The organism is Streptomyces sp. M41, from assembly GCF_043673425.1.
In the GTDB taxonomy this organism is placed as follows: Bacteria; Actinomycetota; Actinomycetes; order Streptomycetales; family Streptomycetaceae; genus Streptomyces.
The window spans coordinates 1-14,989 of the sequence record NZ_JBIMKE010000043.1; the positions used below are offsets into that span (position 1 = coordinate 1).

A 14,989-nucleotide genomic window follows, 5' to 3' on the forward strand; every position below is an offset into this window, starting at 1 on the left:
ACGCCTGGGCAAGATGACCTTCTGGACGCTGTTCATCGGCTTCCACGGCACCTTCCTCGTCCAGCACTGGCTGGGCGCCGAGGGCATGCCGCGTCGTTACGCCGACTACCTGGCGGCCGACGGCTTCACCGCCCTGAACACGATCTCGACGATCAGCTCGTTCGTCCTCGGCGCGTCGCTGCTGCCGTTCTTCTACAACATCTGGAAGACGGCGAAGTACGGCAAGCCGGTCGGCGTCGACGACCCGTGGGGCTACGGCCGCTCGCTGGAGTGGGCGACGTCCTGCCCGCCGCCGCGGCACAACTTCCTCACTCTGCCGCGGATCCGTTCCGAATCCCCGGCGTTCGACCTGCATCACCCTGAGATCGCCGCTCTCGACCAGCTCGAGAACGCGCCTCACGGTGACAAGGCTCTGGCTGGTGGCAAGGAGGCCGGCAAGTGAAGGTCCAAGGCAGGATGTTCATCTGGCTGAGCGTCTTCATCCTCGCCATGGCGATCGTCTATGGCGTGTGGTCGAAGGAGCCGGCCGGTACCACGGCCCTCTTCCTGGCCTTCGGGCTGGCCATCATGATCGGCTTCTACCTCGGCTTCACGGCCAAGCGGGTCGACACGGGTGCGCAGGACAACAAGGAGGCGGACGTCGCCGACGACGCCGGCGAGGTCGGGTTCTTCAGCCCGCACAGCTGGCAGCCGCTCTCCCTCGCGATCGGCGGCGCCCTCGCCTTCCTGGCGATCGCCGTCGGCTGGTGGCTGCTGTACTTCTCGGCGCCGCTGATCCTGGTCGGTCTGTGGGGCTGGGTGTTCGAGTACTACCGCGGTGAGAACCGCACCCAGTAGCAGCTGAGCTCTTCAGGAGCCCGGACCCTCCGCGAGGAGGGGTCCGGGCTCCTGCTTTTGCAGCAACCGGGATCACTCGTACGCCTTACTCCGCGCGCCATGCTTGACGCGGCTTCCTAGCGTGAAGCCATGAGCCACATGCCATCGCGCACGAGCACCGCCATAGGCTGCACGCTGCTGGTCATAGCCCTCGGGGTGGGTGTCACCAGCTGCGGCAGCGACGGAAACCCGCTGTCCGCCGCCCCGTACGACGCGGCGGACCAGATCGCCTTCAACGGGCCCTCGGGCGACGGCCGCAAGGCCGACCCCGACAAGCCCCTGGAGGTCACCACGGAGGACTCCGACGGCCGCATCACGGACGTCACCGCCAGGGACGCCGCAGGACGCTATGTCGCGGGCGAACTCTCCGCCGACGGCACCCGCTGGCACAGCACCTCCCCGCTCGCCGCCAACGCCCGCTACACGGTGCGTGTGAGCACCGAGGACGAGGACGGCGCCCCCGGCCGCAAGGTCCTCACCTTCGACACCAGCAGGCCGACCACGAAACGGCTGACGGTCACGTTCGGCCCCAAGGCCGGCAAGTACGGCGTGGGACAGCCCATCACGGCCGAACTGAACCGGCCCGTCAAGGACAAGAAGCAGCGGGCGACGGTCGAGAGTGCCCTCAAGGTCGACTCCATACCCGCGGTCAAGGGCGCCTGGCACTGGGTGGACGACAAGAAGCTGCACTACCGCCCCGCGGAGTACTGGCCCACGCAGGCCACCGTGCACGCCCACAGCAACCTGGAGGGCATCAAGATCGGCGACCGGCTGCGGGGCGGCAAGGCCAAGCCCCTGACCATCACCACGGGCGACCGGGTCATCGCCGTCACGGACGCCGCGACGCACCAGATGACCGTCTACAAGAACGGCGAGGTCATCCGGGAGATACCGGTCACCACCGGCAAGCCCGGCTACGACACCCGCAACGGCGTCAAGGTCGTACTGGCCAAGGAAGGTACCGTTCGCATGACCAGCGCGAGCATAGGTGCCTCGGACTTCTACGACCTGACCGTCCACCACTCCGTCAGAGTCACCAACAGCGGCGAGTACGTCCACGCCGCCCCCTGGTCGACCGGCTCCCAGGGATACGCCAACGTCAGCCACGGCTGCACGGGCATGAGCACCGCGAACGCCGCGTGGTTCTACGACACCATCAGCGAGGGCGACCTCGTCGAGGTCGTCAACTCGGGCGGCGACACCATGGCCCCCTTCGGCAACGGCTTCGGCGACTGGAACCTGCCGTGGAAGAAGTGGCGCGTCGGCAGCGCCCTGGTGGGCGACACACCGGACGGCCCGAGCCCCGCGGAACGCGCGAGACTGCGACCGCAGAGCGTGTGAACGCCCCCAGGACGGCTCTCTGGGCCTCCTAGGCGCTCTGGAGCCTCTTCGTACGCAACAGGGACGCCAGCGCCCCCGCGAACTCCACCGGCTCCACAGGCAGCGTCACAGCCGCCTCGGCCCGGCTCCAGGTGGCCAGCCACGCATCCTGCGGGCGCCCGATCAGCAGCAGCACCGGCGGGCAGTTGAACACCTCGTCCTTGATCTGCCGGCAGACCCCCATGCCCCCCATGGGCACCGCCTCGCCGTCCAGGACGCAGACGTCGATCCCGCCCTTGTCCAGCTCCTTGCTGACGGCGGCCGGGGTCGCGCACTCCACGAACTCCACGACAGGGACGTCCGGAGCGGGCCTGCGCCCCGTCGCCAGCCTCACCTGTTCGCGGGTGTTGGAGTCGTCGCTGTAGACCAGCACCGTGGCGGTCGGCTGCATTGTTCCTCCGTGACGTCAGCGTCGTAAGGACAGGCCTGTTGGGCCGGATGCTACTCCCTCGAACCCCACGTCAACACCGGTATGAACGGCGAAGACACTCCGAACGGCACCCCCCGGAGTGAGGGCGGGATAAGCGACCGACATAATGTCGGTCGTGGCGACAGCAACGACAGTAGACAAGGGTCACGCGCACCCGTCGGTCAATCGACCGAACCTCACCAGCGTCGGAACCATCATCTGGTTGAGTTCCGAGCTGATGTTCTTCGCGGCCCTCTTCGCGATGTACTTCACCCTGCGATCGGTGACGGGTCCGGACTTCTGGCATGAGAAGGCGGACGCCCTGAACTTCCCGTTCTCGGCGACGAACACCACGATCCTGGTGCTCTCCTCCCTCACCTGCCAGCTCGGCGTCTTCGCCGCCGAGCGCGGTGATGTGAAGAAGCTCCGGGGCTGGTTCATCGTCACCTTCATCATGGGTGCGATCTTCATCGGCGGTCAGGTGTACGAGTACACCGAGCTGGTCAAGCACGAGGGCCTCTCGCTCTCGTCCGACCCGTACGGCTCGGTCTTCTACCTGACCACCGGCTTCCACGGCCTGCATGTGACGGGCGGTCTCATCGCCTTCCTGCTGGTCCTCGGCCGCACGTACATGGCCCGGAGGTTCACGCACGAGCAGGCGACCGCCGCGATCGTCGTGTCCTACTACTGGCACTTCGTCGATGTCGTCTGGATCGGCCTCTTCGCCACGATCTACATGATCAAGTAGCCGGGCCCGATCCCGCGCGCGTTCCACAACGCACCAACCAGAAGCATCGACGCAGAAGATCCTGACACCGGGGTAATCCGTGAAAAAGCTCTCCGCACGACGACGCCATCCGCTGGCGGCGATCGTCGTCCTACTCCTCGCGCTGGCGTGCACGGGGGGGCTGTACGCCGTGTTCGCGCCCGCGGACAAGGCGCAGGCCGAGGAAACCGCCCAGTCCCTCACCATCGAGGAGGGCAAGAAGCTCTACACCGTCGGCTGCGCCAGCTGCCACGGAACCGATGGTCAGGGCACCTCCGACGGTCCGAGCCTGGTGGGCGTCGGCGCCGCAGCCGTCGACTTCCAGGTGGCCACGGGCCGTATGCCGGCCGCCACCTCCCAGGGCGCCCAGGTCCCGCGGAAGAAGAACATCTACTCGCAGGCCGAGATCGACCAGCTCGCGGCGTTCGTCGCCTCGCTGGGCGCCGGCCCGTCCATCCCGACCGAGGAGCAGTACGGCCCCGAGGGAGCGGACATCGCCAAGGGCGGCGAGCTCTTCCGCAACAACTGCGCCCAGTGCCACAACTTCACCGGCAAGGGTGGCGCGCTGACGCACGGCAAGTACGCGCCTTCGCTCGAGGACGTCGACCCGAAGCACGTCTACGAGGCCATGCAGACGGGCCCGCAGAACATGCCGTCGTTCCCCGACACCACACTGTCGGAGCAGAACAAGAAGGACATCATCGCGTACCTGCACGCGGTCAACAGCGACGAGACGGTCAACCCGGGCGGTCTGGAACTGGGCGGCCTCGGCCCGGTCAGTGAGGGCCTGTTCGGCTGGATCTTCGGTCTCGGGGCACTGATCGCGGTCGCCGTCTGGGTCGCCGCTCGGACCGCAAAGGCCAAGAAGTCATGAGTAGCCAAGACATTCCAGAAGAGAACCTGCCCGCTGAGCAGGACACCCACGTCGCGGTAGCGGACGAGAAGAACCCCTTCGCCGACCCCGGCCTGCCGCCCCACGAGCACCGGATCCAGGACATCGACGAGCGGGCCGCCAAGCGGTCCGAGCGCACGGTCGCCCTGCTGTTCACGGTGTCCATGCTGGCCACCGTCGGCTTCATCGCCTCGTTCGTCGCGATCCCGCACGACAAGTCGATCTTCGTCTTCCCGATCGGTCACCTCAACGCGCTGAACTTCGCGCTGGGCCTGACCCTCGGTGCGGCGCTGTTCTGCATCGGCGCGGGCGCGGTCCACTGGGCCCGCACCCTGATGTCCGATGTGGAGGTCGCGGACGAGCGGCACCCGATCGCGGCGTCGCCCGAGGTCAAGGCCAAGGTCATGGCCGACTTCAAGCAGGGCGCCAAGGAGTCCGCGCTGGGTCGCCGCAAGCTGATCCGCAACACCATGTTCGGCGCGCTGGCCCTGTTCCCGCTCTCCGGTGTCGTCCTGCTGCGCGACCTCGGTCCGCTGCCCGGCACCAAGCTGCGCCACACCCTGTGGTCCAAGGGCAAGCTGCTCGTCAACATGAACACCAACGAGCCGCTGCGTCCCTCGGACGTCGCGGTCGGCTCCCTCACCTTCGCCAAGCCGGAGGGCCTCGAGGAGCACGACCACGACTTCCAGAACGAGATCGCCAAGGCCGCCCTGATGATCGTCCGGCTCCAGCCCGCCGACATCAAGGACAAGCGCGAGCTCGAGTGGTCGCACGAGGGCATCGTCGCGTACTCGAAGATCTGCACCCACGTCGGTTGCCCGATCTCCCTGTACGAGCAGCAGACGCACCATGTGCTCTGCCCCTGCCACCAGTCCACCTTCGACCTCTCCGACGGTGCCCGAGTGATCTTCGGCCCGGCCGGTCACGCCCTGCCGCAGCTGCGCATCGGCGTGAACGACGAGGGCTACCTCGAGGCGCTCGGCGACTTCGAAGAGCCCGTCGGTCCTGCATTCTGGGAGCGCGGATGAGCACTACAGAGAAGACCGAGTCCCGCTCTCGCGGGAAGGCACCGGCCGGCGAGCGCGTCGCCGACTGGGCCGACGGCCGGCTGGGGATCTACTCCCTGGCCAAGGCCAACATGCGCAAGATCTTCCCCGACCACTGGTCGTTCATGTTGGGTGAGGTCTGCCTCTACAGCTTCATCATCATCATCCTCACGGGTGTGTATCTGACGCTGTTCTTCCACCCGTCGATGAACGAGGTGGAGTACCACGGCAGCTACGTCCCGATGCAGGGGCAGCTGATGAGCGAGGCGTTCAAGTCGACGCTGGACATCAGCTTCGACGTGCGTGGCGGTCTGCTCATCCGGCAGATCCACCACTGGGCGGCGCTGGTCTTCCTCGCCGGCATGTTCGTGCACATGATGCGCGTCTTCTTCACGGGTGCGTTCCGCAAGCCGCGTGAGGTCAACTGGCTGTTCGGCTTCCTGCTGTTCGTGCTGGGCATGTTCACCGGCTTCACCGGCTACTCGCTCCCCGACGACCTGCTCTCCGGCACGGGCGTCCGGATCGGTGAGGGACTTGTCCTGTCCGTGCCGATCGTCGGCACGTACATCTCGTTCTTCCTGTTCGGCGGAGAGTTCCCCGGCACCGACTTCGTCGCCCGGTTCTACTCGATCCACATCCTGCTGCTGCCGGGCATCATGCTCGGCCTGGTGGTCGGCCACCTGATCCTGGTCTTCTACCACAAGCACACGCAGTACGCGGGTCCCGGGAAGAACAACAAGAACGTCGTCGGCATGCCGCTGCTGCCGGTCTACATGGCCAAGGCCGGAGGCTTCTTCTTCCTGGTCTTCGGTGTCATCGCGGTCATCGCGGCGGTCGCGCAGATCAACCCGATCTGGGCGCTCGGCCCCTACCGCGCGGACCAGGTGTCCACGGGTGCCCAGCCCGACTGGTACATGGGCTTCTCCGAAGGCTTCGTGCGTGTCATGCCGGGCTGGGAGATCACCCTCTGGGGCCACACACTGGTCCTGGGTGTGTTCATCCCGCTCATCGTGTTCGGTCTGATGCTGGTGTCGATCGCGGTGTACCCGTTCATCGAGTCCTGGATCACCGGGGACAAGCGCGAACACCACATCCTGGACCGGCCGCGCAACACCCCGACCCGTACCGGCCTGGGCGTCGCCTGGCTCACGCTGTTCGCCGTGGCCATGGTGGGTGGTGCCAACGACCTGTGGGCGACCTACTTCCACCTGTCGATCAACGCGGTGACCTGGTTCGTCCGGATCGCCATCTTCGCGGGTCCGGTCATCGCCTTCATCGTCACCAAGCGGATCTGCCTCGGTCTTCAGCGCCGGGACAAGGACAAGGTGCTGCACGGCCGCGAGTCGGGCATCATCAAGCGCCTGCCGCACGGTGAGTTCATCGAGGTGCACGAGCCGCTCAGCCAGGACGCGCTGCACACCCTCACCGCGCACGAGCAGTACAAGCCGCTCGAGATCGGCCCGACGGTCGATGAGAACGGCGTCGAGCGCAAGGTGAAGGGCTCCGAGAAGCTGCGCGCCAAGCTCAGCGAGGCGTACTTCGGCGAGGACAACCAGATCGCCAAGCCGACCGTCGAGGAGTACAAGCAGATCGCCGAGAGCCATGACCATGGCCACGGCCACCACGTCCCGAAGCCGCGGGACGAGGAGCACAACGAGATCCCGAGCGGCCACGGCCGTCACTGATCCACTGTCGTTGTAACGTCGCAGGGGTGACCCCACGGACTGTCGTCCGTGGGGTCACCTCTTTTTTGTCCGCAGCTGAGCAGCCTTGGGCGGGGCCACTGCGCCGACCTTATGAAATGTGCCCCCAACTGGCCCAATGCTGCGATATAGGCATAGAAGTCGCGTAGTACCGTAACCAGGACGAAAGGCCCGACGGCCCGGCGCGTCCCATGTGTCCGTCGGTCCTGCGATCTGGGAGCGCGGATGAGCACTGCGAAGACGACCGGGTCCCGATCTCGCGGGAAGGCACCGGGCGGCGAGCGCCTCGCCGACTGGGCCGACGGCCGGCTGGGGATCTACTCCCTGGCCAAGGCCAACATGCGCAAGATCTTCCCCGACCACTGGTCGTTCATGTTGGGCGAGGTCTGCCTCTACACCTTCCTCGTCATCATCCTCACGGGCGTGTATCTGACGTTCTTCTTCCACCCGTCCATGACCGAGGTGGAGTACCACGGCAGCTACGTCCCGCTCCAGGGGCAGCTGATGAGCGAGGCCTTCAGCTCGACGCTGGACATCAGCTTCGACGTACGCGGGGGCCTGCTGATCCGTCAGATCCACCACTGGGCGGCGATCATCTTCCTCGCCGGGATGTTCGTGCACATGATGCGCGTGTTCCTCACGGGTGCGTTCCGAAAGCCGCGCGAGGTCAACTGGCTGTTCGGCTTCCTGCTGTTCGTGCTGGGCATGTTCACCGGCTTCACCGGCTACTCGCTCCCCGACGACCTGCTCTCCGGCACGGGGGTTCGTTTCACCCAGGGTGCGATCCTGTCCGTGCCGATCGTCGGCACGTACATCTCGTTCTTCCTGTTCGGCGGAGAGTTCCCCGGCACGGACTTCGTCCCGCGGTTCTACTCGATCCACATCCTGCTGCTGCCGGGCATCATGCTCGGCCTGGTGGTCGCCCACCTGATCCTGGTCTTCTACCACAAGCACACCCAGTACGGGGGTCCCGGCAGGGCGAACAAGAACGTCGTCGGCATGCCGTTGCTGCCGGTCTACATGGCCAAGGCGGGAGGCTTCTTCTTCCTGGTCTTCGGGGTCACGGCGGTGCTCGCCGGCGTCGCGTCCGTCAACCCCATCTGGGCGCTCGGCCCCTACCGCCCTGACATGGTGTCGACCGGCGCCCAGCCGGACTGGTACATGGGCTTCGCCGAAGGGCTGGTCCGCGCCATGCCCGGCTGGGAGATCAACTTCTGGGGCCACACCCTCGTCCTGGGCGTCCTCGTCCCGCTGGTGATCTTCGGCTTCTTCCTGGGCGCCATCGCCCTCTACCCGTACATCGAGGCATGGATCACGGGGGACAAGCGCGAGCACCATCTCCTGGACCGGCCGCGCAACGCCCCGACCCGTACCGGCTTCGGCGTCGCCTGGATCACCGCTTACATGATCATGCTGATCGGTGGCGGCAACGACATCGTCGCCACCCACTTCAATCTGTCGATCAACGCGGTGACGTGGTTCGTGCGCATCAGCTTCTTCGCGGGTCCGGTCATCGCCTTCATCGTCACCAAGCGGATCTGCATGGGGCTTCAGCGCCGGGACAAGGACAAGGTGCTGCACGGGCGGGAGTCGGGCATCATCAAGCGGCTGCCGCACGGTGAGTTCATCGAGGTGCACGAGCCGCTCAGCCAGGACGCGCTGCACACCCTCACCTCGCACGAGCAGTACAAGCCACTGGAGATCGGTCCGACGGTCGACGAGAACGGCGTCGAGCGCAAGGTGAAGGGCTCCGAGAAGCTGCGCGCAAAGCTCAGCGAGGCGTACTTCGGCCGCGACAACCAGATCGCCAAGCCGACGGTCGAGGAGTACAAGGAGATCACCAGCGGCCACGGCCACTGATTCGCCGCGTTCACCACTACGACTTGCGGCCCCCGGAACATAAACAGTCGTGTTCCGGGGGCCGCTGCTTGTCCATCACTTCCGAAGGCGCGTCGGGGATTTGTTAGACCCGCTACGGGGTCGGATAGTAGGATCGCCAAAGGTCGTGATCTTGAGCCGGGGGGCGATTGCGCCGCATGGGTGCTCCCTCGGCCTTGTATCGGGGATGGATGGGCGAATGCCGGATCCGGCGAATGCGAAATCCCTGTCGGCCACAGCCTCCGATGAAAGAGACTTCAGTAATGACCTCTGTGCAAGCCACCGGAACCACGACCGAGCCGATTCTTCTTGAACTCGTGGATGACGACGGCCGGACGATCGGCGTCGCCGAGAAGCTCTCGGCGCATCAGGCCCCCGGTCGACTGCACCGCGCCTTCTCGGTCTTCCTCTTCGATTCCGACGGACGCATGCTGCTTCAGCAGCGAGCCCACACGAAGTACCACTCGCCCGGTGTCTGGTCCAACACCTGCTGCGGTCACCCCTACCCCGACGAGCCTCCGCATGTCGCCGCCGCCCGTCGGGTCCGGGAGGAACTCGGTCTGGAGAACCTCTCCTTGGAGGCGGCCGGCACGGTCACGTACGAGCACCCCGACGACATATCGGGGCTGGTGGAGAAGGAGTACAACCACCTGTTCGTGGGCGTGGTGGACGAGAAGCCCGAACCGGATCCGGCCGAGGTCGGTGACTTCCGCTACGTGAACCGTGCGGAACTCGACGACCTTCGCGGGCAGGAGCCGTTCTCCGCCTGGTTCATGACGGTCCTGAACGCGGCCACCCCCGGCATGGTCCGCGTCGCCCCGGGGGGCGGCTGGTAGACCTGCCGATGCACAAAGGATCTGCCGTGGACGCTGAGCGCCCACGGCAGATCCTTTGCGGAGACGGTTACGCCAAGGCCCGCAGCACCGCCGCGTTGGCCTGTGTGTCGCCGATCGTCAGCCGGACGCCCTCGTTCGCGAAGCAGCGGGCCAGGACGCCGTTCTCCTCCAGCGCCGCACGGATCTCCTGGACGCGCTCGGGTTCCTCGAACCACAGGAAGTTCGTCTGGCTGGGCAACACGTTCCAACCGGCCCGGATCAACTCCTGAGCCACCCGGTTCCGTTCCCGCACGATGGACCGCACGCGTTCCCTGAGCGCCTGCTGCTCACGCAGGGACGCCTCCACCGCGACCGTGGACAGGGAACTCATGGAGAAGGGGAGCTGGAAGGCGTTGATCCGCCGCGCCAGTTCCGGACTCGTCACTCCGTAGCCGACCCGCATGTCGGCCAGCCCGTAGGCCTTGGAGAACGTCCGCAGCACCAGCAGATTGGGGTGCTCCCGCACCCAGTCCACCGACTGCGCGGCTTCCCCCGCGTCGACGAACTCCATGTAGGCCTCGTCCAGCACGACCAGTGTGTCGGCCGGGACCAGCGCGAGGAACTCTCTCAGTTCCTCCGCCGGGATGAACCGGCCGGTCGGGTTGTGCGGATTACAAACGATCACCGCGTCGGCGTCCAGTGACGCCTTCGCCAGGCCGGTGAGATCCTGATGCCCGCTCGTCAGCAGCCGAACTTCCAAGGGACGCGCGCCGGTCATCCCGGCGAGCAGCGGGTACGCGTCGAAGTTCCGCCACGCGTAGGCGAGGCCACCGCCGGAACGCACAGTTGCCTGGAGGGCCTGCAGTGCGACCCCCACGGAGCCGGATCCCACGACGACGCTCTCGTGAGGGACCCCGAGCCAGTCGGCGATCACGCCCTTCAGGCGTTCCGGGTAGAACTCCGGGTATCTGTTGACCGCTGCGACGTGGCGGGCGATCTCCTCGGCGACGGGTTCGAGCGGTGGGAGCGGATTCTCGTTGAGCGTCAACAGGTGTTCCAGGGGCATCAGCTCGCACCCACGGATATGAGGAGGTCGCGCGCATCGTCCAGCGTGGAATCGACGCTCAGCTCGTTTCCGTTCAGCATCGGGGTCTTGAAACAGCGCTCCAACTCCACGATGAATTCGACGACACCCATCGAGTCGATGCCCGATTCCTTGAACGTGGCCCCTGCGAAAAGGGATTCGGTGGACTTGGGGAAGCGCTCGTCGAGCAGCGACCTCAAGTTCTTGTCAAAAGCGCCCATGGTGGTTCTCATTCCTTGGTTACGACGGTCATTCGGTGACCGCGACGAGCGGTCCGGGCCAGGTGAGCAGTGCCGATCCCCAGGTCAGCCCACCGCCGAAGCCGGTGAGGACGACCGAGTCACCGGCCGTGAACCGTCCGGCCGTCGCGCCCGATGCGAGTGCCAGGGGAATGGACGCGGCCACCGTGTTGCCGACCTGGTCGATGTTCTTCACCACGCGCTCCGGCGGCAGCCCCAACTCCCTGGCGCAGGTGTCGAGGATGCGCACATTGGCCTGGTGCGGGACCAGATGCGCGAGGCGGTCCGGTGCGAGCGCGGCGCGGTCGAGGACGCCGCGTACCGAAGCGCTCATGTGCCGGACCGCACGGGCGAAGACCTGAGGCCCGTCCATGTGGAAGTACGCGTCCGTCGGGGCCGGTTCCGTCTCGCTGAGCCGCTGTTGCGAACCGCCGGCCGGGACGGTGATGAGGTCGACTCCCCGGCCGTCGCTGCCGAGGTCGAACCCGGCGAGCGCGCCGTCCTCGCCCGGGTCGCCGGCCCGCAGCACCGCGGCACCGGCGCCGTCGCCGAAGATGACCCGGGTGGTGCGGTCACCGGGATCGAGGATCGTGGAGAAGGTGTCCGCGCCTATCACCAGGGCCGTGTCGACCACTCCAGTGCCGATCAGTCCCGCCGCGGCTGCCAGCCCGTACACGAAGCCGGTGCACACCGCGGCCACGTCGAACGCACCGGCGCCGCCGAGCCCCAGGGCGTCGGCCACCACAGGGGCGGTCGCGGGGCAGGGGCGGTCCGGGGTGCTCGTGGCCACCACCACCAGGTCCACCCGGTCGACACCGGCCGACTTCAGCGCATTGCGTGCGGCCTGGGTCGCCAGATACCCGGTGCTCATGCCGTCGGACGCCACATGGCGCCGGGTGATGCCGGTGCGGGTTCTGATCCATTCGTCGGTCGTGTCCAGTTCGGCCGCGAGCATGTCGTTCGTGACCACCTGAGGAGGGACCCAGGTCCCCAGACCGCTGAGGACCGCGCTGCGTGTCATGGTCTTGCTCCTAGGGAAGTGAGCCGGTGGCTACTCGGTGACGCCGTCCTGGAAAGGAGCGCGCACCCGGTAGCCGCCGCGTATCGCCTGCTGGTTGATCTTCCGGGCACGGGCGATGGCCGAGGCCGTACGCGCGATCATGAGTCCGGAGGTCAGCCCCAGCCCCGCCTTCGCAGTCTTGAAGAAGGCGTATCCGTTCTTGGTCAGCTGGGGGAACATCGAGTCGTGCAGCTGGATGTCGGCCTCCATGAACGTCCGGGACGTCGGATGCAACGACTGCGGCCAGCCACGGCCGGCGTCCAGGTGCTTCTTGGCCCGGCCGATCTCGAACCGGAGCAACTCCCGTACGTTGTCGGTCAGATGGCCGCTGCCGATCTGACGGTCCAGGTCCGCGCGGGTCACACCGAACCGGTCGAGATGCTCCATCGGCAGGTAGAGGCGCCCGAGATCCAGGTCCTCGCGCAGATCCCAGATGAAGTCCAGCAGCTGGAACGCCGTGATGGTGTGCCGGCACAGCTCCTCGGCCTCGGCGCTGCGCGGTTCGAAGATCTGGTTGATCCATACGGCGGGCAGCAGGGTCACCGTCTCGAGGAACTCGTCGAGAGCCTCGTCGTTCGCGTACTCGTAGGTCGTCAGGGCCTTGCGATTCCCGTCGACGAACTCCGGCACCCGCAGATAGGGCAGATCCCAGGTCCGCAGGGTGTGGACGAGGGCCCGGGCGACGGCGGCATCCGTCTGCTCCGAGCGGGACAGCGGCCGGTCCGCGGACGGCGCGTCACCCTTGGCGACCGCCAGGTAGGTGCGCTCCCACTCGTCGAGCCGGCGAGCACGGACCTCGACGCTGTGGTTGATGTCGTCGGTCAGGTTGTCGACGTAGGCGACAAAAGTGATGAAGGCGTCGAAGTACGGTCGCTTGGCCGCGGGGAACATGAACCGGCCGAGGTAACGGCCGCGGCCGATCTCACGGAACAGCCGGGACACCGTGATGTAGTCGGCGCGCAGCCCGGAGTCGGTGATGCCCGCCTGGTCCAGTTCTTGAACGATGGTCATGTCTACTGTCTTTCCTTGTGGGCGGTGCCGGGGCCGACGTCTAGCGCGTGCTTGCGCTCATCTCGTACGCGACGGAGGACTGCCGCTGCCGCGGCACCGACACGGTGGGTTCGTCGGCGGCCAGGAAGGAAGCGAAGGGCGGCATCTCCTCGACGGGCAGACGCAGCTCCAGAACGCCGGGCATGGGCGGGGCGAGCCGGTAGTCGTCCAGGTGACGAGCCAGTTCCGCACGGGTTCCCGCACTGGCCACCCACAGCCGGCCGGGACCGCCGAGCCCCCGTGCCACCGTGCTCACGTCGACCGGTGAGTATTCCACCGCCGTGATGCGGGAGTCGAAGAAGGTCTGCTGGCGGGTGGCACACATCCCGTGCATACCGTTGTTGAAGACGATGTACAGGATGGGCAGACCGAGTTCGACGGCCGTGTGCATCTCGAGACCGCTCATCAGGAAGGCGCCGTCACCGCAGAACACCACGGTCCGGGTGCCCTCGGACGCCCCGAGCTGGGCGCCTATCGCCCCCGCGATGCTGTACCCCATGCCGCCCATGCCCAGCGCGATCGTCGACGTGGAGCCCGGGGGTACGGAGCCGTAGTGCATGGAGGCGACACTGCAGTTGCCGGCGTCGAACAGCAGATGCCCGCCGGCCGGCAGGTGCTCCTGGATCAGTTGGACGGCCTCGCTCTGCATGAGCACGTCGTGCTGGGCCGGAGCGCTTCGGCCGGGGAGCCGAGCCGCCCGCCGGGGAACGAAGCGGGTCATGGTGTACCCCTCGACAGCCGGGGCCGTGAAGGGGCTCACCTCCCGCAGCCGTTCCAGCAGCCGGAAGACCCTGCCGGCGTCGCCTCGCACCAGCAAGTCGGCGGAGTAACGCGTCAGTTGGCCCACATCGACGTTGACCGCGGCGGCCTTCGACGGGTCCCAGCCGCGTATCGCCTTCCTGGTCATCAGGGTCAGCCCGGTGCCGACCAGCACCACGAGGTCCGACCGCTCCACGTAGGCCGCGGCGGAGGGATGACCGCCCTCGCCGACGACGCCCAGATACAGGGGATCGTCGTTCGGGAACTCGCCTCGGGCGCCCATGGTCGTCACGACGGGGATGCCGGTCCGCTCCGCGAACGACCGCACGGCCTCGGGTGCGGACGACCGGCGGACCCCATGACCGAGCAGCAGGACCGGCGAACGGGCCTCGCTCAGCCGCTCGAAGAGCGCGCGCACCGCCGTCTCGTCGACCGGCCCCGGATCGACGAAGGCGTCGAGGTCGCGCGGCCAGTCGGCGGGCTGCTCACCGACCTCCAGCTCGTAGCTGTCCCGGGGCAGGAGGAGGGCCACCGGGCCCGGGCAGCCGCTGAGCGCCGTGCCGATGGCGTCCCGCAGGGCGGGCCAGAACGCCTCGGCATCGGTGATCCGTACGGTCTTCTTCGTGACGGCGCTCAGCATGGGCAGCGCGTCCACCGTCCGGCCCACACCGGAGGAATCCTGGAAGGACCCCTTGCCGTCGAGGGCGGCCGGCGGCTGGCCCACGAGGGCCAGCACCGGCACCGACTCGGCGTGGGACTCGGCCAGACCGGCCACCAGGTTCATCATTCCGCCGCCCGACGTGGAGCAGCACACGCCCAGCGTGCGGTGGATCCGGGCCCGGGCGTCGGCCATGAAGGCCGCCCCGTCCTCTCGTTTCGCCAGCACCGAGGTGAGGCGCCCTTGCCCGAGTCGTTCGATGGCGTCGTGGACGTGCTCGATGTTCGCGCCACTGACACCGAAGACATACCTGGTGTTCAGGTCACGCAGAACCGTGACCAATGCGTCAGCCAGCCGCATTCCTGTGCCCCCGT

The 14,989-nt window shown here is 67.0% G+C and carries 14 protein-coding genes and 1 pseudogene; 9 read left to right on the forward strand and 6 right to left on the reverse strand.

What is annotated here, in order from left to right:
- The 3 genes from ACHBTE_RS33430 to ACHBTE_RS33440 form a co-directional block, all read left to right on the forward strand.
- Nucleotides 1–442 (forward strand): cbb3-type cytochrome c oxidase subunit I (locus ACHBTE_RS33430; RefSeq protein WP_394729083.1); only part of this gene is annotated, 442 nt, incomplete at its 5' end.
- Nucleotides 439–837 carry a cytochrome c oxidase subunit 4 gene (locus tag ACHBTE_RS33435; RefSeq protein WP_394729085.1) on the forward strand — a complete coding sequence of 133 codons (399 nt, stop codon included), beginning with the start codon at nucleotides 439–441 and terminating at the stop codon, nucleotides 835–837. The genes ACHBTE_RS33430 and ACHBTE_RS33435, both read left to right, overlap by 4 nt.
- Before the next feature lie 129 nt (nucleotides 838–966).
- Nucleotides 967–2,217, forward strand: a complete 1,251-nt coding sequence (locus ACHBTE_RS33440) for an Ig-like domain-containing protein (RefSeq protein ID WP_394729087.1) — start codon at nucleotides 967–969, stop codon at nucleotides 2,215–2,217.
- Between the two features lie 28 nt (nucleotides 2,218–2,245).
- On the opposite strand, the gene ACHBTE_RS33445 is transcribed toward ACHBTE_RS33440, so the two are convergent.
- Nucleotides 2,246–2,647, reverse strand: coding sequence for a hypothetical protein (locus ACHBTE_RS33445; protein WP_394729089.1), 402 nt, complete (start codon nucleotides 2,645–2,647; stop codon nucleotides 2,246–2,248).
- A gap of 145 nt (nucleotides 2,648–2,792) precedes the next feature.
- On the opposite strand from ACHBTE_RS33445, the gene ACHBTE_RS33450 reads away from it, so the two are divergent.
- The 6 genes and pseudogenes from ACHBTE_RS33450 to idi all read left to right on the forward strand — a co-directional run bounded on the left by ACHBTE_RS33450 (nucleotide 2,793) and on the right by idi (nucleotide 9,786).
- Nucleotides 2,793–3,413 (forward strand): heme-copper oxidase subunit III, encoded by a 621-nt coding sequence (locus tag ACHBTE_RS33450; protein ID WP_062143284.1) that lies wholly within the window; start codon nucleotides 2,793–2,795, stop codon nucleotides 3,411–3,413.
- Between the two features lie 79 nt (nucleotides 3,414–3,492).
- Nucleotides 3,493–4,305, forward strand: a complete 813-nt coding sequence (locus ACHBTE_RS33455) for a c-type cytochrome (protein ID WP_394729092.1) — start codon at nucleotides 3,493–3,495, stop codon at nucleotides 4,303–4,305.
- Nucleotides 4,302–5,351 (forward strand): Rieske 2Fe-2S domain-containing protein, encoded by a 1,050-nt coding sequence (locus ACHBTE_RS33460; protein ID WP_394729094.1) that lies wholly within the window; start codon nucleotides 4,302–4,304, stop codon nucleotides 5,349–5,351. Before ACHBTE_RS33455 ends, ACHBTE_RS33460 begins: the two co-directional genes overlap by 4 nt.
- A pseudogene (locus ACHBTE_RS33465) lies at nucleotides 5,348–6,994 on the forward strand (cytochrome bc complex cytochrome b subunit); the annotation flags it as partial. The gene ACHBTE_RS33460 and the pseudogene ACHBTE_RS33465, both read left to right, overlap by 4 nt.
- Before the next feature lie 303 nt (nucleotides 6,995–7,297).
- Entirely contained in the window at nucleotides 7,298–8,932 is a 1,635-nt protein-coding gene (locus tag ACHBTE_RS33470; protein WP_394729096.1) for a cytochrome bc complex cytochrome b subunit, read from the forward strand.
- A 281-nt stretch (nucleotides 8,933–9,213) separates the two neighbouring features.
- A complete protein-coding gene (gene idi, locus ACHBTE_RS33475) occupies nucleotides 9,214–9,786 on the forward strand; it encodes an isopentenyl-diphosphate Delta-isomerase (RefSeq protein ID WP_394729098.1) in 573 nt (190 codons plus the stop codon).
- Nucleotides 9,787–9,853: 67 nt separating this feature from the next.
- Here idi and ACHBTE_RS33480 read toward each other — a convergent pair whose 3' ends face one another.
- The 5 genes from ACHBTE_RS33480 to ACHBTE_RS33500 are packed head-to-tail and all read right to left on the reverse strand — an operon-like array spanning nucleotide 9,854 to nucleotide 14,975.
- Nucleotides 9,854–10,831 carry an aminotransferase class I/II-fold pyridoxal phosphate-dependent enzyme gene (locus tag ACHBTE_RS33480; protein WP_394729100.1) on the reverse strand — a complete coding sequence of 326 codons (978 nt, stop codon included), beginning with the start codon at nucleotides 10,829–10,831 and terminating at the stop codon, nucleotides 9,854–9,856.
- Nucleotides 10,831–11,070, reverse strand: coding sequence for an acyl carrier protein (locus ACHBTE_RS33485; RefSeq protein WP_394729102.1), 240 nt, complete (start codon nucleotides 11,068–11,070; stop codon nucleotides 10,831–10,833). Before ACHBTE_RS33485 ends, ACHBTE_RS33480 begins: the two co-directional genes overlap by 1 nt.
- A gap of 28 nt (nucleotides 11,071–11,098) precedes the next feature.
- Nucleotides 11,099–12,109, reverse strand: a complete 1,011-nt coding sequence (locus ACHBTE_RS33490; RefSeq protein WP_394729104.1) for a beta-ketoacyl-ACP synthase III — start codon at nucleotides 12,107–12,109, stop codon at nucleotides 11,099–11,101.
- A 30-nt stretch (nucleotides 12,110–12,139) separates the two neighbouring features.
- The gene (locus ACHBTE_RS33495; protein ID WP_394729106.1) at nucleotides 12,140–13,159 is read right to left on the reverse strand and encodes a phytoene/squalene synthase family protein; all 1,020 of its coding nucleotides are present in this window, start codon (nucleotides 13,157–13,159) and stop codon (nucleotides 12,140–12,142) included.
- 40 nt (nucleotides 13,160–13,199) lie between these two features.
- A complete protein-coding gene (locus ACHBTE_RS33500; protein ID WP_394729108.1) occupies nucleotides 13,200–14,975 on the reverse strand; it encodes a thiamine pyrophosphate-binding protein in 1,776 nt (591 codons plus the stop codon).
- Nucleotides 14,976–14,989: the final 14 nt, after the last annotated feature.

Coding starts and splice junctions, on each gene's coding strand:
- ACHBTE_RS33445 (WP_394729089.1), bottom strand. CDS start 2,647: ATGCAGCCGACCGCCACGGTGCTGGTCTACAGCGACGACTCCAACACC.
- ACHBTE_RS33470 (WP_394729096.1), top strand. CDS start 7,298: ATGAGCACTGCGAAGACGACCGGGTCCCGATCTCGCGGGAAGGCACCG.
- ACHBTE_RS33460 (WP_394729094.1), top strand. CDS start 4,302: ATGAGTAGCCAAGACATTCCAGAAGAGAACCTGCCCGCTGAGCAGGAC.
- ACHBTE_RS33450 (WP_062143284.1), top strand. CDS start 2,793: ATGTCGGTCGTGGCGACAGCAACGACAGTAGACAAGGGTCACGCGCAC.
- ACHBTE_RS33480 (WP_394729100.1), bottom strand. CDS start 10,831: ATGCCCCTGGAACACCTGTTGACGCTCAACGAGAATCCGCTCCCACCG.
- ACHBTE_RS33495 (WP_394729106.1), bottom strand. CDS start 13,159: ATGACCATCGTTCAAGAACTGGACCAGGCGGGCATCACCGACTCCGGG.
- idi (WP_394729098.1), top strand. CDS start 9,214: ATGACCTCTGTGCAAGCCACCGGAACCACGACCGAGCCGATTCTTCTT.
- ACHBTE_RS33500 (WP_394729108.1), bottom strand. CDS start 14,975: ATGCGGCTGGCTGACGCATTGGTCACGGTTCTGCGTGACCTGAACACC.
- ACHBTE_RS33485 (WP_394729102.1), bottom strand. CDS start 11,070: ATGGGCGCTTTTGACAAGAACTTGAGGTCGCTGCTCGACGAGCGCTTC.
- ACHBTE_RS33440 (WP_394729087.1), top strand. CDS start 967: ATGAGCCACATGCCATCGCGCACGAGCACCGCCATAGGCTGCACGCTG.
- ACHBTE_RS33490 (WP_394729104.1), bottom strand. CDS start 12,109: ATGACACGCAGCGCGGTCCTCAGCGGTCTGGGGACCTGGGTCCCTCCT.